The sequence below is a fragment of the Spirosoma areae genome, assembly GCF_054781775.1.
This window is the reverse complement of record NZ_BAAGTT010000036.1, coordinates 61,169-81,577: the sequence shown is the minus strand read 5'-3', so window position 1 is coordinate 81,577 and position 20,409 is coordinate 61,169. Positions and strand designations below refer to the sequence as shown.

General features: G+C 55.5%; 9 protein-coding genes and 1 pseudogene. 6 read left to right on the top strand and 4 right to left on the bottom strand.

Annotated elements, in window-relative coordinates; all coding sequences use genetic code 11:
• Positions 1-154: 154 nt before the first annotated feature.
• A complete protein-coding gene (locus tag ACYVI1_RS21180) occupies positions 155-6,853 on the top strand; it encodes an amino acid adenylation domain-containing protein (RefSeq protein WP_460912797.1) in 6,699 nt (2,232 codons plus the stop codon).
• A gap of 6 nt (positions 6,854-6,859) precedes the next feature.
• Positions 6,860-10,927, top strand: a complete 4,068-nt coding sequence (locus ACYVI1_RS21175) for a non-ribosomal peptide synthetase (protein WP_460912796.1) — start codon at positions 6,860-6,862, stop codon at positions 10,925-10,927.
• 154 nt (positions 10,928-11,081) lie between these two features.
• Here the strand turns inward: ACYVI1_RS21175 and ACYVI1_RS21170 are convergent.
• Positions 11,082-11,762 (bottom strand): annotated as a pseudogene (locus ACYVI1_RS21170) (endo-1,4-beta-xylanase); the annotation flags it as partial.
• Positions 11,763-11,938: 176 nt separating this feature from the next.
• Between ACYVI1_RS21170 and ACYVI1_RS21165 the strand changes: the two are divergent.
• The 4 genes from ACYVI1_RS21165 to ACYVI1_RS21150 all read left to right on the top strand — a co-directional run bounded on the left by ACYVI1_RS21165 (position 11,939) and on the right by ACYVI1_RS21150 (position 18,623).
• Positions 11,939-13,327, top strand: coding sequence for a glucuronyl esterase domain-containing protein (locus ACYVI1_RS21165; RefSeq protein WP_460912795.1), 1,389 nt, complete (start codon positions 11,939-11,941; stop codon positions 13,325-13,327).
• A gap of 181 nt (positions 13,328-13,508) precedes the next feature.
• Positions 13,509-15,437 carry a glycoside hydrolase family 2 protein gene (locus tag ACYVI1_RS21160; protein WP_460912794.1) on the top strand — a complete coding sequence of 643 codons (1,929 nt, stop codon included), beginning with the start codon at positions 13,509-13,511 and terminating at the stop codon, positions 15,435-15,437.
• Between the two features lie 119 nt (positions 15,438-15,556).
• Entirely contained in the window at positions 15,557-17,620 is a 2,064-nt protein-coding gene (locus ACYVI1_RS21155; RefSeq protein WP_460912793.1) for a beta-L-arabinofuranosidase domain-containing protein, read from the top strand.
• Positions 17,621-18,050: 430 nt separating this feature from the next.
• Positions 18,051-18,623 carry a hypothetical protein gene (locus ACYVI1_RS21150; protein ID WP_460912792.1) on the top strand — a complete coding sequence of 191 codons (573 nt, stop codon included), beginning with the start codon at positions 18,051-18,053 and terminating at the stop codon, positions 18,621-18,623.
• Positions 18,624-18,627: 4 nt separating this feature from the next.
• Here ACYVI1_RS21150 and ACYVI1_RS21145 read toward each other — a convergent pair whose 3' ends face one another.
• The 3 genes from ACYVI1_RS21145 to ACYVI1_RS21135 all read right to left on the bottom strand — a co-directional run bounded on the left by ACYVI1_RS21145 (position 18,628) and on the right by ACYVI1_RS21135 (position 20,354).
• Positions 18,628-18,774 carry a hypothetical protein gene (locus tag ACYVI1_RS21145; RefSeq protein WP_460912791.1) on the bottom strand — a complete coding sequence of 49 codons (147 nt, stop codon included), beginning with the start codon at positions 18,772-18,774 and terminating at the stop codon, positions 18,628-18,630.
• Between the two features lie 109 nt (positions 18,775-18,883).
• Positions 18,884-19,276 carry a RidA family protein gene (locus tag ACYVI1_RS21140; RefSeq protein ID WP_460912790.1) on the bottom strand — a complete coding sequence of 131 codons (393 nt, stop codon included), beginning with the start codon at positions 19,274-19,276 and terminating at the stop codon, positions 18,884-18,886.
• Between the two features lie 85 nt (positions 19,277-19,361).
• Positions 19,362-20,354 (bottom strand): helix-turn-helix transcriptional regulator, encoded by a 993-nt coding sequence (locus tag ACYVI1_RS21135; protein ID WP_460912789.1) that lies wholly within the window; start codon positions 20,352-20,354, stop codon positions 19,362-19,364.
• Between the last annotated feature and the right edge of the window lie 55 nt (positions 20,355-20,409).

The following is a 20,409-nucleotide window of genomic DNA, read 5'->3' as shown; positions in this document are numbered from 1 at the left end:
TCTGCCCCGGATCGCCGACGGCGGTGCGATTAGCAACGGTTAAGAAGCCAACGAGTCAGCAGAACCACCGCACCGCTATGGCAGACCGTCGGCGGTCCGGCAGAAGCTACTTTAGCGTTGAATAAGGTATTGCCCGTCCTCACCTTGTTGATGTATGCGTGCCGATAAAGATTTATACGTAAGTCGGGGAATCCTTAACCCGCCCGTTGTTCACGAACTGGTTGAGCAGGTTGCGCTGGCGCATCAGGACCGCATTGCGGTTATAGCTGATGATCAACAGCTTACCTATCAACAATTAAGTAGCCGCGCGGATTCCCTTAGCCGAGCTATTGGGCACCTTGCCCCCAATGCCAGTCTAATTGGGCTGAGCAGTTCCCGCACACTGGAGATGATTGTTGGCATGCTGGCCATTCTGAAAGCCGGAAAAGCCTACCTGCCCCTCGATCCCGCCTATCCTGAGCAGCGCCTGCAGCAAATCAGTGCAGATGCCGGGCTTCAAACATGCCTGGTTCCGGCAGGAGAGACGAGTTTATTTAGCAATCTCGGTCTTCAGGTTATCGTGTCGGATAACCAATACGATTACCCAACCCAGCCTGTTGGTTACCAAACCAGCCTGGCCTATGTGCTCTATACGTCCGGGTCAACGGGCAAACCGAAAGGCGTTTGTATGGGGCACGGGCCACTGCTGAATCTCTTACAGTGGCAGGCAACGCAGTCAAAAGCGACAACCGGCACGCGCACGTTACAAGTGGCCCCGCTGAGTTTCGATGTCTCATTTCAGGAGATCTTTGCTACCCTCACCACGGGCGGAACCTTGATTCTAATCAATGACGGCTTACGCATAGACCCCACCGCGCTCCTTACGTGTATTGAAGAGCAGTCTGTAAACCGGCTCTTTTTGCCGTTTGTCGGCCTTCAGTTTCTGGCCGAAGCCGCCGTCAGTACGAGCCAGTTTCCGGCCTGTTTGCAGGAGATCATGACGGCGGGGGAGCAATTGAAAATTACACCCCAGATAAGCCGGTTTTTCTCGGCATTGCCCCAGTGCGTTTTATTTAACCAGTATGGCCCCACCGAATGCCATGTCGTTACCCAACTGACGTTGGAAGGTGAGCCCACCGAGTGGCCGTTGCTGCCTACAATTGGCAAACCGATTGATAACGTAGACCTGTTCATCATCGACGACCACCTGGCAGTCCTGCCAACCGGCGACAGTGGAGAGCTTTGCTTTGGCGGTTCCTGTCTGGCAGAAGGGTATCTGAACCAGCCCAGCCTGACTAATGAGAAATTTATTGAGTTAGACTTGCCCCAACGGGGCAGATTCCGTGTGTACCGCACGGGCGACCTGGGCCGCTGGCTGCCCGATGGTACCATTGAGTTTCTGGGACGCCGGGACGACCAGGTAAAGATTCGGGGCCACCGGGTTGAGCTGGGCGAAGTCGAGGCCATTATGAACCAGACCGCCGGGGTGAAGCAGGCAGTGGTGGTTGCCCGCGAGGGGGTCGATGGGCAAAAGCAGTTGGTGGCTTACCTGATACCGGCAGGCGCCCATCCCGATACTGCCGGGGTTAGGAAGCAACTCGACCAGCGCTTACCCGACTACATGATGCCCTCAGCGTTTGTCTGGCTGGAGAGCTTTCCGCAAACCACCAGCGGCAAAGTCGATAAAAAGCGACTGCCGGAACCAGACCGCCACCGACCGGATTTAGCCGTTGCCTACCGAAAACCAAAAACAAAAACCGAACAAACGATTGCGGGTGTGTGGGCCAGTGTGCTGCAACTTGATGCCGTTGGGCTGGACGATAATTTCTTTGAACTGGGCGGTAATTCATTACTCGCCCAGAAAATGGTTGTGGCCCTGCACCAGCAGCAACTCACCCTGCCGGTCACCAAACTCTACCAATACCCGACCATTACGAGCGTCGCCAACTTTTTAGGTGCACAGATACCCGGCAAATCGGGCCAACTGGCGGGCAGGCAGCCAACACCACAGCCAGAACAGGTGGGGAGTCGTCGTGAGCAGACGGACGTGGCCGTTATCGGTATGGCGGGTCGCTTTCCGGGAGCCAACACCGTCGACGAACTCTGGACGGTTCTGAAGCAGGGCAGGGAAACAACCCGGTTTTTTACGGACGACGAACTGGATGCATCCATTCCAGCCCAGGTAAAAAATGACCCGCAGTACGTAAAAGCCAGAGGTGTGCTGGAGCAGGCCGATCAGTTCGATGCGAAGTTTTTCGGCTTATCGCCCAAAATCGCCCAACTGATGGACCCTCAACAGCGGGTGTTTCTGGAGATAGCCTGGGAAACGCTGGAGCAAACGGGCTACCTGCCTCAGCAATACGAGGGCCGGGTGGGGGTATTCGCCGGGTGCGGCAACAATACGTATTACCTCAACAATGTGCTTGGTCAAACCGAGTTGATCGATCAGGTCGGCGCGTTTCAGGTGATGACCCTCAACGAGAAAGATTACATTGCTTCCCGCACCGCCTACCAGCTTAACCTGAAAGGCCCGGCGGTGAGTGTGTATTCGGCCTGTTCAACGTCGTTGCTGGCCATTACGCAGGCCGTTCAGAGCATCCGAAGCGGGCAATGCGACGTGGCCTTAGCGGGTGGCGCCAGCATTACGGCACCCATCAACAGCGGGTATCTCTACCAGGAGGGGGCCATGCTGAGCCGCGATGGGCATTGCCGGTCGTTCGATGCCGACGCCCAGGGGACGGTTTTCAGCGATGGCGCCGGTGTGGTTTTACTGAAGCACGCAGACGCGGCCCGGCGCGATGGCGATACCATTTACGCCGTTATCAAAGGCGTTGGCGTCAACAACGACGGCGCAGGCAAGGGTAGTTTTACCGCCCCAAATGCCGATGGGCAGGCCGGAGCCATTGCCATGGCCATGGCCGATGCCCGCATCGACCCAGCCACCATTAGCTATGTGGAAGCGCACGGAACGGCCACACCCCTCGGTGACCCAATTGAGATCGACGGGCTGACACAGGCATTTGGCGAACAGACGGCAACCCAATTCTGCGCTATTGGCTCCATAAAAAGCAACATCGGGCACCTGACGCAGGCCGCTGGCGTTGCCGGGCTGATAAAAACGTCGCTGGCATTATACCACAAACAGATTCCCGCTTCGCTGGGATTCGACAAACCCAATCCGGCCATTGATTTTGCCAACAGCCCATTTTTTGTCAATACCCAGCTCGCCGACTGGGCTGCGGTTGAACAGCATCCCCGACGGGCGGGCGTAAGCTCGTTTGGCGTGGGCGGCACGAATGTCCACGTTGTGCTGGAAGAGTTCGCGCAGGCAGTGCCCGCATCGGGTGCCGGACGACCCGTGCAACTGCTTACCTGGTCGGCACAATCTCCCGCCAGCCTGAATGCCTATGCCCGAAAAATAGCCGACGAGCTTAGAAATACGAATGCGGTGAATCTGGCCGATGTGGCGTTTACGCTGCAAACAACGCGGGCTACGTTTGCCCACCGTCGGTTTGTGGTAGCCGCTACCCCGGCCGAATTGCTGGAACAGTTGGTCGCAGACGCGGCAAAACCGTTAGCGATAAAGCCTCTCAACATTACCCCCGATGAAGTGGTCTTTCTGTTTCCGGGGCAGGGGTCGCAGTACCTGAATATGGGCCGCTTGCTCTACGAACACGAAGCCGTATTCCGGCAGGCCGTCGATGCCTGTGCCGACCTGCTGTCGGGACAAATAGACGTCGATATTCGCCAGATATTGTATCCCGAAATGGCTGACCAGGAGGCCGAACAGCGGCTGAAAAATACGCGCTACACCCAGCCCGCCCTGTTCGTTACCGAATATGCAACAGCCAGGTTGTGGATGAGTTGGGGCATTCAGCCATCCGTCTTTTGCGGGCATAGCGTGGGTGAGTTTGTAGCCGCTCACCTGGCGGGCATTTTCACGCTGGCGGATGCCCTGACGCTGATTGCTGCTCGTGGCCGGATGGTTGCCGAACTGCCGAGGGGCAGTATGCTTTCGGTGCGGAAAGATGCCGCCACAGTGACGGCCCTGATGCCCTCCACGCTCTCAATGGCTGCCATCAACAGCCGCAACCTGTGTGTGGTGGCTGGCCCCGACGAGCACATTGCCGATTTTGCCCGATTGCTCGATGAACAGGAAATGCCCAACCAGCCTTTAGCAACGAGCCATGCGTTTCACTCGGCCATGATGGACCCCATTGTGGATGAGTTTGCGAAGGTAGTGGAGCGGGTGTCGCTGAATCGGCCGCAAAAGCCGATAGTATCGACCGTGACGGGCACCTGGCTGACCGATGCCCAGGCTACCGACCCGCACTATTGGGCGAAACACCTGCGTTCGACGGTACGCTTTGCCGATGCACTCGACACACTGCTGGAGAGCGAAAATCCACTGCTGCTGGAAGTGGGGCCGGGACATGTTACGGCCACCCTTGCCCGGCAGCAGGCTGGTAAAAAAGCGGTTACGGTGTTGCCGGGATTAGCTAATCAACCCGATTGGGCCACGACTTGCCAGTCAATCCTCACCCTACTTGGACAACTCTACGTGAATGGAGTGAACCCCGACTGGGTCGCTTTTTACGCAGCGCAACAGCGGACAAAACTAAAGCTGCCAACCTATGCCTTCGACCGAAAACCGTGCTGGGTCGATCCGGTTTCTGACGCCGTAGAGACGCCGGATCGGACGTTGCCCGTGCCGAATGCTTTTACTGACGCACAGCAGAGTGGTCCGCCGGTGGTGCTGCCTTCCGACCGGTCTCTACAACTAACCACACCAACTACGATGAGAAAAGATACCTTACTCACCAAAGTCAACCAGCTTTTAGAAGACGCGTCTGGCATCGACATGGGTGGTGTCGCGTCGGACACCAGTTTTCTGGAAATCGGCCTCGATTCATTGCTGTTGACGCAGGTTTCCCTGACCCTGAAAAAACAGTTTGGCGTGCCCGTTACCTTCCGTCAGCTAACCAGCGATTACATAACCCCGGCCCAGTTAGCCGATTATTTAGACCAGACACTGCCCGCAGAGGTACCCGCCCACCCCAAAACGTCGTCGCCAAATATCTCTGTCATGAACACCGTGACGACTCCACCCGGCGAGTCGACGCCCGGCAGCGAGTCGGCGCTGGAGTTGATCGCCCAGCAGTTGCAATTACTGGCCAAACAGGTTGCCCTGATTCAGGGCGGTAATTCGGCAGCACCGGTTTCGGTATCGCCCGCCAGGGACGTTTCCGCAATTTCTCCTCCCACGCCACCCATTGGGGATGCGGGCGAATTGACACCCGAAGAAAAAATTGAACTGAAAAAGCCGTTTGGCGCAACGGCCCGCATTGAGCGGCAGGCATCGGAGTTAAGCGAGAAGCAGCAGGCTTTTTTGCGCGACCTCACGCTGCGCTATAACCAGAAAACAAGCGCCAGCAAAGCCTACGCGCAGCAGCACCGCGCTCACATGGCCGACCCTCGGGTGGTGTCGGGTTTTCGGCCCCTTACGAAAGAGATTGTGTACCCGTTGGTCGTGAACCGCTCGAAAGGCAGCCGCTTGTGGGACATCGACGGCAACGAATACATCGATGCGCTGAATGGCTTCGGCTCGAATATGTTTGGCTATCAGCCCGACCTAATCAAACAGGCCCTCCACGACCAGATTGAGACTGGGTTTGAGGTTGGTCCACAGCACGAACTGGCGGGCGAGGTGAGCCAGTTAATTTGCGAGCTGACCGGCGCCGACCGGGCGGCTTTGTGCAATACCGGCTCCGAGGCCGTGCTGGGCGCTATGCGCGTGGCCCGAACCGTAACGGGCCGGTCGTTGATCGTTGCTTTTTCGGGGTCGTATCACGGCATTGCCGATGAAGTGCTGGTGCGGGGAACGAAGAAATTAAAGTCGTTTCCGGCGGCACCCGGCATTATGCCCGAGTCGGTACAGAACATGCTGATTCTGGAGTATGGTACCGACGAGAGCCTTCAACTGATTCGCGGGCGGGCGCATGAACTGGCGGCTGTGCTGGTTGAACCGGTGCAGAGCCGCCGACCTGAATTTGTGCCGGTCGACTTTCTCAAACAGGTGCGTGCCATCACGGCAGAATCGGGTACGGCCCTGATTTTCGACGAGGTCATCACGGGCTTTCGTACCCATCCCGGCGGAACCCAGGCCCTGTTTGGGATTAAAGCTGACCTGGCTACGTATGGCAAAGTGGTGGGGGCGGGGCTGCCCATTGGCGTCATTGCCGGCAAACGCGCCTTCATGGATGCCCTCGACGGCGGCTTCTGGCAATATGGCGACGCGTCGGTCCCTGAAATTGGGGTTACTTATTTTGCTGGTACGTTTGTTCGCCATCCGCTGGCCCTGGCTGCGGCAAAAGCGGCTTTGACCTACATGAAGGAAACCGGCCCCGCACTCCAGCAGAATCTTACCCGGAAGACAGAACGGCTTGCCAGGGCATTAAATGCCGTGCTGGAAAATTGGCATCTTCCCATTTTTGTCGTTAATTTTGGTTCACTTTGGAAAATAAAATTTAAAGAAGAGCGTGCATACGGTGAGTTGTTGTTTACCTTACTTCGTGAAAAGGGTATTCATATCTGGGATGGGTTTCCGTGTTTCCTGACCGAAGCCCATACCGATCAGGAAGTAGATACCCTGGTTTGCCGGTTTTCGGAGAGCATACAGGAATTGTTCGAAGCTGGGTTTTTTCCGGATTATGCGCCTGTTGTCACTAAAAAACAACTAACTGGCGCAAATTTTGCTAAAGAAGAACCACCGGTCCTGGGTGCCCGGCTGGGACGGGATCAGGATGGAAATCCAGCCTGGTTTATGCCGAACCCAGACCAGCCCGGAAAATACCTGCTGGTTGAATTAACTTGATTACGGATGACGGAAGGCACTACGAATGTACATCTTACTGCTGTTGACTTTAATCCGTTTGCCGGTCCAGCCATCGCCCGTCTGGCCCCCTCTACCGAGCCACAGAAAGAGATATGGACAACGTGTGTCTTCGGTGGCGACGATGCTAACCGGGCTTTTAATGAGTCAGTTTCACTTCGATTTACCGGGAAATTAGATAAATTAGCCCTGCAACAGGCTTTGCAGGCACTGATAGACCGCCATGAAGCGCTCCATTCGGCATTCAGCGCCGACGGACAGCAAATCTGTATCTTTGCCCGTGTTTTACTTGATCTGGCTTACCAGGATTGCCAGGCCAAATCAGCGGCTGAACAGGAACAACTCATTCAGGACTACGTAGAACAGGATGCACTGCACGTATTTGACCTGCTGAATGGTCCCCTGATTAAGGCGGGTTTGCTGAAATTATCCGATACCGATCATCACTTCACCTTAACGGCTCACCATATCGTTTGCGATGGCTGGTCGCTGGGTATCCTATTGCAGGATTTGAGTGTGCTTTACTCTGCCTTTGTCCAGAAAGTCATCCCAAACCTTCCCGAAGCCCTTTTATATAGCGCCTATGCTGCCGAGCAGCAGTTGTTTTCTCAAACTGCTGACTATCAGGCGGTAGAGTCGTTCTGGCTTGATCAATATAAAGGTCAGGTTCCCGTGCTGGACCTGCCAACGGACTTTCCGCGCCCTGCCTTACGCACCTATGCCATCAGCCGGCGCGACTATCCGCTGGATGAATCACTGGGCTTAGCCGTCAAGAAGATGGGTGCAAAAGCCGGTTGCAGCTTAGTGACCACCTTCGTGGCGGCCTTTGAGGTATTGTTACACCGCCTAACGGGTCAGGACGATATTGTGCTGGGATTGCCAGCCGCCGGGCAGTCGGCAACGGGTAATGCCCGACTGGTTGGGCACTGTGTAAACCTGTTGCCGCTACGCAGTTTCCCCCGGCCCGAACTGAGCTTTCTCCAGTTTTTAACGCAGCGTAAGGAAAGGATGCTCGATGCCTATGAGCATCAACAATTAACGTTTGGCAGTCTGTTGAAAAAATTAAACGTAGCCCGGGATGCGTCGCGGGTGCCGTTGGTTCCGGTCATTTTCAACGTCGATATGGGCCTCGACGATGGCGTTGATTTCTATAACCTTAACTATCTGTTAATCAGCAATCCCCGGCGGTATGGCGCGGTCGATTTATTCGTAAATATCGGTGACGCTTCGACCAGCGATTCGTCTTTAGTACTCGAATGGTCGTACAACACGCACCTGTTCCGAGAGGATACGATTGACCGGATAATGACAGAATTTGAGAATTTGCTGCGGGCCGTTGCTGCAGACCCGACATTACTTATTGACGACATACCCTTAACTGATTCGCGGCAACAGACCAGAAAACTACAGCAGTGGAACGACACGAAGGCCGATTACCCAAAAAACAGTCCGTTACACGAATTACTGGCACAAACCGCAACCCTATATCCTGATAAAACTGCCCTTGACTTTACGAACCCTGCCGCCAGTAAACAATCCCTTAATTACCAGGCATTACACCGAAAAGCCAATCAGTTAGCCCATGTTATCCGGCAACACATCGCGGAGGCTACAGCCGGTCGTCAGCCCATCGTGGGGGTAGTGCTGGAAAGGTCGCCAGAGTTGATCATAACGCTGCTGGCTATTCTGAAAGCCGGAGCCGCCTATGTGCCCATCGACCCGGAGTATCCGCATGACCGGATTCAGTTTATGCTGACCGATTCGGCGGCTGATGTACTCATTACATCCAGAAAATTTGCCGGTCGCTTAATCCACACCAGCACCGAAATCCTGCTCGATGCAGCCTTGGCCGACCTGGATGCCTACTCAGCCGAAGCGCCCAATGTTGCGGTTTCGGGTAGCGACCTGGCGTATATTCTGTACACATCCGGGTCAACGGGCCAGCCCAAGGGGGTGCTGATCGAGCACCGGAACCTGGTGAATCTGCTATACAGCATGATCGCCTGGCCCGGTATCACCAGCGACGATGCTCTGCTGGCCGTGACCACCATTTCGTTCGACATTGCCGGGCTGGAGTTATTTCTGCCCTTGCTGGTGGGTGCCCGGCTGGTGCTGGCCGATGCCGAAACGGCTAAAGATGGCCGGGCCTTGCTGCGGGCCATACCGGCGTGGCAGGTGACCATGATTCAGGCCACGCCGGTAACCTACAAAATGATGCTTGCCGCCGGGTGGGAGCAACCCCTCGACCTGAAAATTCTGTGTTGTGGTGAACCGCTGTCGAAAGACCTTGCCCAGAAGATAATTGCCCGGTGTGGTTCCCTCTGGAACATGTATGGGCCAACCGAGACCACCATCTATTCGACCGGCAGGCAAATTCTGGCGACCGATGAGATCATTACCATTGGGCGGCCCATTCAGAACACGCAGGTGTATATTCTGGATGAACACCTGAATCCGCTGCCCGAAGGCATTGTGGGGGAAATTTACCTTGCCGGTGATGGCGTGGCGCGCGGATACCTCAACCGACCGGACCTGAATCAGGAGAAGTTCGTGCCCAATCCGTTCGATTCATCCCGACGGACAAAGATGTACCGCACCGGCGACCTCGGCAAGTTCATGGCCGATGGGGAAATTCACTGTTTAGGCCGCGCCGACCAGCAGGTGAAAGTCAGGGGCTACCGAATTGAACCGGGCGAGATTGAGTATGCGTTAGCCAAGCAGGAGACTATCCGGGATGCCGTTGTGATGGCACGCGAAGACTACCCCGGCGATCAGCGGTTGGTGGCGTATGTTGTAACAAACGGCCCGCTTGCCGACGACGCGTTTATGCGTCAGGTGCCGGGGTGGCGTACTAAGCTGCAGGATACGTTGCCTGCCTACATGGTGCCGACGGATTTTGTCAGCCTGCCCGAATTGCCCGTTACGCCCAATGGCAAAATTGACCGCAAGGCGCTGCCCAAACCAAATGCACGGCCGTCGGCGACAAACGATCAGGTAGCCGGGCCGGTGACGGAGTCAGAAAAACTGATTATGACCATCTGGCACGACGTGCTTAATGTGAAAACTATCGGCATTGACGATGATTTTTTTGAGTTGGGCGGGCACTCGATGATTGCCGTTCAGATGATGACCCGGCTCGAAAAAGAAACGGGCCGGCGTTTGCCGGTATCGACCTTACTAACGTATCCGACAATTCGGCAACTTGCTCAGTTGCTACAGGCTGATAAACAGCCTGCCTCCTGGAAATCGTTGGTGCCGATTAAGCCGGAAGGCAACAAAGTGCCCATCTATATTATTCATGGCATCGGCCTGAACTTACTGAATTTTAGCAGTTTAGTGAGTAATATGGACTCCGAACAACCAATCTACGGCCTGCAGGCGAAGGGGTTGGATGGGCTGGATGAGCCGTTGGATAATATGGAAGACATTGCGGCTTTTTACCTCACCGAAGTGCTGGAGCAAAATCCGGCTGGCCCCTATGCCATTGCGGGCTATTCGTTTGGGGGGTATGTAGCCCTGGAGATGGCCCGGCAACTGAAAGCCATGGGGAAAGAGGTGAAAATGCTGGCTATGTTCGATACCAATGCACAGGAGTCTGAGGAGCATCAGACGTTACTGCCCTGGCTTGGGCGAAAAATCCTGCGTCAATTCCCGAAATTAATCTGGTTCACCCGGTCATTTCTGGAACGCCCCGTCCCCACAATTCGCTATCAGCAGACGTATGTGGAGCGGCACATTGACCGCTTACTGAAAGCCGTGGGCCTGCGGCATGAGGTTCAGCCCGAAGGCGGACTCGATCTATTGAATCGGATTATCGAAAAGCATGAAATAGCGTTTCATAACTACAAAATGAAGCCCTATGACGGTATTGTTGACCTGTTTAAGGCGCAGGTACGGCTGTATTTTGTCGATGACAGCAAGTATCTGGGGTGGAAAAAATATGCCCTCAAAGGCGTCCGTATCCACAGTGTTCCCGGCGACCACCAACTGATGCTGTTGCCACCAAATGACCGGAAATTTGCCCAAACCCTGCAACAGGCGCTGGATAACAGCTAACTGGATCGGCAGGGGTTGAGGACCGGCCGGTGCTCCCGCCAAACGAGGTGTAGCGTTTGCTCCGAAATGTCAGATAGTCCGATTTCCGCAGGATAGCCTGCCCGTTTGCTGAATACAGCGCTAAGTTCGACCAAACTATGTACTTCCGGTTCACCTAAAACTGCACGACGCCCCAAAATGCTTTTTTAGGCTGGTAATTCTGGTCGAACAGCAGCGGATAATCCTTCCGGCCCTGAACGGGAAAATTATCGAGCCAGGACGATTTGTCGGATACATTCCAAAACGTAACGTTCGTGATTTTGCCTTTGTGCTTTCTGAATACATCGAACAGCATCGTACAGTGGGCAGCCTGTTTGGCGTTCATGTCGGGGGTATATTCACTGGTGTCGATAACTTTCTTTTCGCGCCGTTCGTGCTCTTTCGGATAAACCGAGACGTCTAATTCGGTAATCTGCACGGCCAGTCCGAGGCTGGCAAACCGGTTAATGGACGCTTCCAGTTCCTGGGCAGTAGGCTCATAGATAGACCAGTGCCCTTGCAGACCAACACCCTGGATGGGCACGCTCCTGTCTTTCAACTTCTTAACTAACTGGTAAATACGCTCCCGTTTCGAGGTATTTTCGGTATTGTAATCGTTGTAGAACAACTGGGCGTATTCAAACGCTTTTTCGATGTACTCTTCCCCAATGATTTCGTAGGATTTAGAGGGACGATACACTTCACTACCGCCGTCGGGTACTGCTTCGTTCACCACGTCCCAGGCGTAAATTTTGCCTTTATACCGACTGACGACGTCGGTAATGTGTCGCTTCATCCGGCCCAGGAGCACCTCCCGGCGCAACGGCTACGCCAATGGGGAAGTACGCCTTGTAAGCCTCTTTCGGTTAAAACTAAACCCGGAACAGGCTAAAGGCAGGGTTCACGAAGAGATACTGAAACCTATCTAAACAACATGTAGCCGGTAAAACTTTTGAGTCAACATCTTTACTCGTAAAGATGAATCATGATCTTATGAAAAAGACCGTTTGTTTGCTGGCTTTGCTCCTGTATAGCCTGTCTGTTCTGGCCCAGGCGCAGGATTCGGCCCGTCGGGCGTTTATGGCCGCGCAGGATTCCATTCGGACGTTGTCCGGGCAGGACCACAAACGGATGATGGAGATGCTCCATATTACGGCGCTCCGGCCCGGTCCGTCGGGCAATCCGAGTGCGCCCAACGCGGCCAACACCGACGAGTCGAAGGCCAACCCCTATACCACCCTGCCTGACCCGCTGGTCTTGAAAAACGGTCAAAAAGTGACCACCGCGACGATGTGGTGGACGAAGCGCCGACCGGAAATTGTGGAAGATTTCGACCGGGAAATTTATGGGCGGATGCCTAAAAACACACCGAAGGTGACCTGGAGCGTGGTGAGCGAAACGAAAGAGATGAACGGCAGGTTTCCGACCATTACCAAAAACCTGAAAGGGCATGTGGATAATTCGGACTATCCGGCTGTCAACGTCGACATTGAACTGACATTGGCTACCCCCGCTAACGCCACTGGCCCCGTACCCGTGATGCTGAGTTATGGATTCCGCTTTCCGGCTGGGTTTCGCCCGCCGGTGTCAACGACAGCGACGTCGGCTACGCAGCCCGCCCAACCTGCCGAACCAACCTGGCAGCAGCAACTCCTGGCGAAGGGCTGGGGCTATGCGGTTATTTATCCCACCAGCTATCAGGCCGATAACGGCGCGGGCCTGACGCAGGGTATCATCGGCTTAGTCAGCAAAGGACAACCCCGCAAACCCGACGATTGGGGCACACTACGGGCCTGGGCCTGGGGAGCCAGCCGTGCTCTGGATTATTTTGAGACCGATAAAGCCGTCGACGCGAAAAAAGTGGGCATCGAAGGGTTATCCCGTTACGGGAAAGCAACGATTGTGACGATGGCCTGCGAACCCCGGTTTGCCATTGCCTTTGTGGGGTCGTCGGGCGAGGGAGGAGTCAAGATTCATCGTCGTCAGTTCGGCGAACAGGTTGAAAATGTGGCTTCAGCGGCTGAATATCACTGGATGGCGGGTAACTTCATCAAATATGCCGGTCCGCTGACGCCCAATGATTTGCCGGTCGATGCCCATGAACTGGTAGCTCTCTGTGCTCCCCGTCCCGTTTTTATTAGTGTCGGATCGCCAACGGTCGAAGGCACCTGGGTTGATGCGAAAGGCATGTTTTTAGGGGGTGTATATGCCGGTCCTGTCTATAAACTTTTGGGTAGGAAAGACCTGGACACAACCGTATTCCCGCCGATAGAAACGGCCTTAGTTGACGGCGATATTGCCTTCCGCCAGCACAGCGGTGGCCATACAACTGGCCCGAACTGGCCAACGTTTTTATTTTACGCCGAACGCTATTTCAAATAGAATGCTGGCTGATAGGATTAATGTGGTTTCACATCATCCCCTTCAGGATTAGCCAGATCAGAGTAGGGTTATGCACCGCTGAAACTCGTGTTGAGGAGGAAACCCAACCGTATCGCTTTCTTAGGCTGACAGGCACCACCGAGTAAGGCGACTGGAACGAACCGTTTAAATGAGATAGTCCGTGTTTACAGAAAACATCATTCGCCTGCTGGTGGCAGGCGTGTTGCTGGCCCCCGAAATCGAGTCCGCAACCGCACAGACCGCACAACCGGCTCAGGTACGGGCGGCCCCGATTATGAGTCGCTGGGAAAAGCAACTCACTGCCGACAACGCCTGGCGCGAGTACCCCCGTCCGCAGATGGTGCGCGGGAAGTGGCAAAACCTCAACGGCCTGTGGGAATATGCCATTACTCCCAAAACGGCCCCGGCCCCGACCACTTTTTCGGGGCAGATTCTGGTGCCGTTTGCCGTTGAATCGACCGTATCAAAGGTCAATAAATCGCTCGCCGATGACCAGCGGTTGTGGTATCGCCGGAATGCAACGGTACCCACTGACTGGAACGGGCAACGGGTGCTGATGCACTTTGGGGCGGTCGATTACGAGTGCAGTTTGTGGGTCAATGGCGGGCTGGTAGGGTCGCACACGGGCGGCTCCGACGCGTTTTCGTTCGACGTAACGGATTACCTCAACGGCGGACAAAACCAGTTGCTGCTGGGCGTCACCGACCCCACTTCGACCGGTGAGCAGCCGCGTGGCAAGCAACTCATGAATCCCAACAGTATTTGGTATACGCCGGTGTCGGGTATCTGGCAAACGGTCTGGATGGAGCCGGTGCCGAAAGAGCGGTATATTGAGGAGGTCCGTCTGACACCGGAGGTCGATTCGGGCCGCGTTCGGGTGGAGGTGTTGCTGGATAAACCCGCGACTAACCCGACAGCGGCCGTTCGACTGACCGCGCTCGATGGCCAGCAGGCCGTAGCTACGACGGTAGTCCGGGCGGGGCGGGTGGGATACCTGCCCGTAGCCAATCCGAAACTGTGGTCGCCCGACAGCCCGTTTCTGTACAACCTGCGGGCCGAACTGATAACGGTCAACGATCCGTTTGACGGCACCCCCAACAACCGGCGCCCCCGCCGGAATGAAGCGGAGCGGGTGGCTTATGCCGGTGCGTCCATAACGGGAAACCCCGGTGACGCCGTAACGGGTTATTTCGCCATGCGTAAAATTGCGGTCGGGCCGGGGCCGGTTGCCAACCAGCCGGTTTTGCTGCTGAACAACAAATTTGTGTTTCAGAACGGCCCACTCGATCAGGGCTGGTGGCCGGGGAGTTTGCTCACTCCGCCTTCTGAGGAAGCCATGACGTTTGAGATTGACTTTCTGAAAAAATCTGGTTTCAATATGCTTCGCAAGCACATTAAAGTTGAGCCGGACCGCTACTATTACCTCTGCGACAAATTAGGTATGCTGGTTTGGCAGGACATGCCATCGGGGTTTCTGGAAGGTCAGAACGAATCGCCGGGGGATCAGAGCGAGCCACTGCGCCGGTCGAAGGGCAAAGAGCAGTTTGAACTGGAGATGCGCCGGATGATGAACCGCCTGCACAACCACCCCAGCATTGTGGCCTGGGTGGTGCACAACGAAGGCTGGGGGCAGTACGACAACGATCGGCTGTCGGCCTGGGTCAAGGGCCTTGATCCGAGCCGGGTGGTCAACGCCGTGAGTGGCTGGAACGACCGGGGCGCGGGCGATTTCTACGACATCCATACCTACGAGGAGGAACCCAAAGCGCCAGCGCCGAAGGCTAACCGGGTGGTCGTGATTGGCGAATTTGGCGGCATCGGCTGGCCGGTGCAAGGCCACCTCTGGAACCCTGAGATGCGAAACTGGGGCTACCAGACCTACCAGTCGGCGGATGCGGTGTTGCAGGCGTATCAGAAGAAATACGCCAAAATCATTGAGTATTATCAGAAACAGGCCCTGTCGGCGGCAGTATACACCCAAACGACGGATGTGGAAGGGGAAGTAAACGGCCTGCTGACCTACGACCGGGAAGTCATCAAGATTCCGGTGGAGACACTCCGCCAGATTCACGCGCCCCTGCTGAAGTGAAATTAGATTATTGATAAGTCAATTTATAAACCTGTTTAGGATTTTGTTTTAAGCGTAGTTTTTTGTCATGCTTCCTTCGTCAGCATGACAAAAAATCGTTTCTATATTGACCAAATGCAATGAAAACCCTCCTTCTTGTTGCCAGTCTGTTTAGTGCGCTGACTCTGCTGCCCACACCGCCACCCACCCGCACGGTTGCCGCCGTTGATCGCCCGGCCACCACGGGCCGCAATGTTCATTACGTTAGCAATCAGGCTCCGCTTAAACCTGACTATTTCGTTAAGCTGCCCGTTGGCAGTATAAAGCCGAAGGGATGGTTGCTGGAAACGATTAACCGGCAGGCCGATGGACTGGCCGGTCATCTGGGGCAGATCAGCATCTGGCTGACGAAGAAAAACAACGCCTGGCTCAACAAAGACGGCTTAGGGGACTACGGCTGGGAGGAATTGCCCTACTGGCTGAAAGGCTACGGCGATATGGCCTACGTGCTGAACCGCCCCGACATGCTGGCCGAAACAAAAATCTGGCTCGACGGCACCATCAGCAGCCAGCGCACCAACGGCGATTTTGGGCCGGTTGTTGTGCGGAAAGGCAAGCGCGACCTCTGGGCGCAGATGCTCATGCTCTTTTGCCTGCAATCGAACTATGAACATCGGCCCGACCCGCGCATTCTGACCCTGATGAGCCGTTATTTTGCCTGGCAAAACACCTTGCCCGACGACCAGTTTCTGGAAGATTACTGGGAAAATAGCCGGGGTGGCGACAATCTGTACAGTGTGTACTGGCTCTACAACCGTACCAAAGAACCGTTTCTGCTCGATCTGGCGACCAAAATTCACCGCAACACCGCCAACTGGCGGCAGGCCGACAACCTGCCCAACTGGCATAACGTCAACATTGCCCAGTGCTTCCGCGAACCCGCTACCTACTTTTTGCAAAGTGGCGATCAGTCCGACCTGAAGGCCACCTACCGCAACTTCGAACTGGTGCGGCAGAAATATGGCCAGGTGCCGGGTGGCATGTGGGGTGGAGATGAAAACAGCCGCCCCGGCTACACCGACCCCCGGCAGGCCGTTGAAACCTGCGGCATGGTGGAGCAGATGGCATCGGACCAACTGCTGATGCGTTTCACGGGTGACTCGTTCTGGGCCGAAAACTGCGAAGATGTGGCTTTCAACACCCTGCCAGCCGCGTTCATGCCGGACTACCGCTCGCTGCGCTACCTGACCGCGCCCAACATGGTCGTCAGTGATGCCAAAAACCACAGCCCCGGTCTGCAAAACGAGGGGCCATTTCTCATGATGAATCCCTTCAGCAGCCGTTGCTGCCAGCATAACCACGCCAACGGCTGGGTGTATTACGCTGAGAATCTGTGGATGGCCACGCCCGACAATGGTCTGGCAGCGGTGCTCTACAACGCGTCGGAAGTGACGGCGAAAGTGGGCAACGGGCGGGGCAACGCTTCGCAGACCGTAACGCTGAAACAGGAAACGAATTACCCTTTCGAGGAGCAGGTGCGGCTAACAGTCCAGACCACCAAACCGGTGGCCTTTCCGCTGTACCTACGCATTCCGGCCTGGTGCCAGACGCCAACCGTCCGCATCAACGGGCAGGTGGTGAAAACAACAGACGCGAAGCCCGGTCAGTATGTGGTGCTGACCGACACCTGGAAATCCGGCGACAAAATCACGCTCGATTTGCCGATGGCGCTGGCCGTTCGGACGTGGGACCAGAATAAAAACAGCGTCAGTATCAACTACGGTCCGCTGACGTATTCGCTCAGGATTGAGGAGGAATTTCGGAAAGAAGACAGTAAGAAAACGGCCATCTATGATTCCAAGTGGCAGCCCGAAGCCGACCCGACGAAATGGCCTTCCTACGAAATTTACCCGAAATCGGCCTGGAATTATGGGTTAGTGCTCAAGGAAGGAACGCCCGATCAATCCTTCATGGTGGTGCGAAAAAAAGGGGCAATCAATGCGTTTCCGTTTGCGCCCGATGCGGCCCCAATTACCCTGACGGCCAGGGCACGCCGAATACCGGGCTGGACGGTGGATCAGTACGGGCTTTGTGCGGTGTTGCCCCAAAGCCCCGTTGCCACAACCGAGCCGGTGGAAACCGTTACGCTGGTACCCATGGGAACAGCACGGTTACGGATTTCGGCATTTCCGGTGGTGAAGTAAATCAACGCAACTCCCTGTTCGGTCCGACGCCCCCTTCAGCATGATGGGTAGGCTGCGGGCAAATCCGCCCTACTTCTCTGGCCTAAGCTAAATCAGTCTTACGGTTCAGGCCTGGTTATTACCGATTCGCGCAGTTCCTGCTACGAGTCGGGCTATTCCCTGTTGTCGGTCGGACGGCAGTGTGGTTGTTTTGTCTTGTCGACGCCGGAAACGGGAACGACACCACCGTCCCTGGTCAGCCCGCAAACACACGAACGACGGGCAGGGATGCATTTTCTCTTAACTGTGAACGCCTGCATGAAATTAATCAGCTTAGTTTTTTTTATTTGGCCTGTTCTATACCTACTCCGGAGTTCATAACGTGGCTGGGGGCTGACCATGAATGCTTCGTTTTTCTTTTTATAACCAACAACCAAACAACAAATACACAATGAATAATAAAACGCTGGGTGCGCTGGCCTTGCTGGGTGCCCCATGCCTTGGCCTCGGAATGTGGGCCGAACAACACGAAAAATCCCTGGCCGATTCCTGGTTCACGGGTGTCTGGGGACTGATTTACATTACTGCCTGGATGGGCAGTATAGTTGCTCTGCAACGCATGGGGGCTGCGGGTACCAGCCGGCTGGGACGTGTATTGCCCAAAATTATGCTCTGCACCCTAACGGTGGCGAATCTCTCGAATGTCTGGCAATTGATTGCGCCAACCCACAAATCAACCCTTTTCTGGACGCTGGACATATGCTGGCCACTGAGCAACGTTCTGATGCTGATTTTTGGCATCGCGGTCGTAGCGGCTAATCAATTAAGGGGCTGGAAACGGTTCGTACCGCTGCTGTGTGGCCTGTGGCTTCCGGCGGCTCTGGCAACAAAATTAATCCCTCCAAGTGACTTTAGTTTCCCGCTCATCTCCCTCCATGCCGCTGTTGCCTGGTCTTTGCTGGCCGTAGTCGTCATGACAAGTCGGGCGGATAAACTGGCTCCACAAACCGCAGTGACCGTTTAGTCGTTCACTCACCTACTCCTGACAACAAAAACGGATGAATCATGGAAATCACCGCTTCGGCGTTCCGAAGTGCACCTCCGTCACCGTGCCGGCCTTGGCCAAAGGGGAAGCCCACAAACCGCTGGCCCAATAGGGTAACGAGGGTAAACATAAGTTAAAAAATAAGCGCGAAACAGCGCCGGTTGTCAGGTAAGAAAAGTCCGGCAGCACAAGGGTCCGGTAGGCTATCAGACCCTTGTACTGTCGGACTTTTAAGGTGATTATTTCACCACGGTCGCTTCCAGTTCAACGGTTAGGGTTGCATAGAGGCCTTTCACCTCAATCAACGAAGTCGCTTGCCTGATGCCCTGCTTAGCAATCCAATCCTGATAGACATCCGAGCAGGTAGTAAAAAACTCGGCGGTCGACGTTGTATAGACATTTAACCGCACAATACCCTGGCATTCGTACCCAGCCTCACTGATCAATTGTTCCAGATTCTGTATGGTTTGGATCAACTGGGACCTCATGTCGGCCGTACTGGGTTGTCCATTCGCGTCGATTGCCACCTGCCCGGAACAATAGAGGGTGCCTTCGGCCTGTTTGATGTCAACGGCCTGCACCGAATTGGTGAACTCACCCCATTTCCAGGGATCAACGGTTCGCTTTTGCATTTGCTTTTGGAGTTTGGTAAACATAAAGGGTTGTCACTTGACTCGACAAAATTCGTCGCAGCCACTGACAGCCCTATGTCATACCTTAGTCGGGGGTGCAAAAAAAATCGTGTACCCGCTGGGCCAGTTCCCGCAGGTGATCCCGTAATGCGGGCGGTTCGAGGATGGTGACGGCGCCCGCGAAGGGCAGCAGCCAGGTGGCCAAGTAGGGCAGTGAGCCGATCAGAAAGGTCATCTCCACGCTGTCGTCAGGCAGAGACTGCTCGTGGGTCAAGCCATACTGGTGTTTGGTATCCTGCAAGTGCTGCGCCGAAGCGGGCAGGACGGCAGCCGCCTGAAAGCGGATAATAACCTTCTCTTTAGCGCGCCGGTTGGCCTCGTCGGTCCAGTACTGTTGCAGGCGGTCCGGCGATCCGGCTTCGGGGCGGGTCGCAAAGACTTCGTCGCTGATTGTCAAGTGGTGGATTCGGTCGAGACGAAAATTGCGGAATGCCTGTCGCAGCCGGCAATACGCCACCACATGCCACTGCTGGCTCAGATAAAGGCCGATAGGCTCGACGTCCCGATTGGTCGGTGAGTCGGTTTCAGCGCCACAATAGTTCAGGCGTACCACCCGTTGAGCCGCAACGGCCGTCACCAACTGCTGGTAGGCATTCGGGCGGCTGGGTTGGCTGGCTGGCCCCAGCACCTGAATGTGGGGATCGAGGGTTTCGAGATGGTCGCGGTCGGCACGCCGTAGCGCGGCCCGCAACTTGTCCATCGCTGCGCCACTGCGTTGAGCCGTAGGCGCGTCGGTGAGCCGGGCGACCAGTTTTTCCGCCGTGAGCAGGGCAATGGCTTCCTCGCGCGTAAACATGACGGGCGGCAGCCGATACCCCTCCAGCATGGTATAGCCTTTGCCTTCCTGGGTTACCACCGGGATTCCCGCTCGTTCGAGTGTTCTCACGTCGCGGTAAATGGTACGCGTACTGACCGAAAAGCGATGTGCTAACTCAGCGGCCGTCAGGAGCCGTTTTGTTTGCAGCAGCGTCAATAGCGCAACGAGTCGGGAAAGCCGGGTTATTTCGGGATCAATCATCGGTCAGCCTGTTGTGGGTGGGTTTATAAACCATAAACGACCCCTGACGAGAATT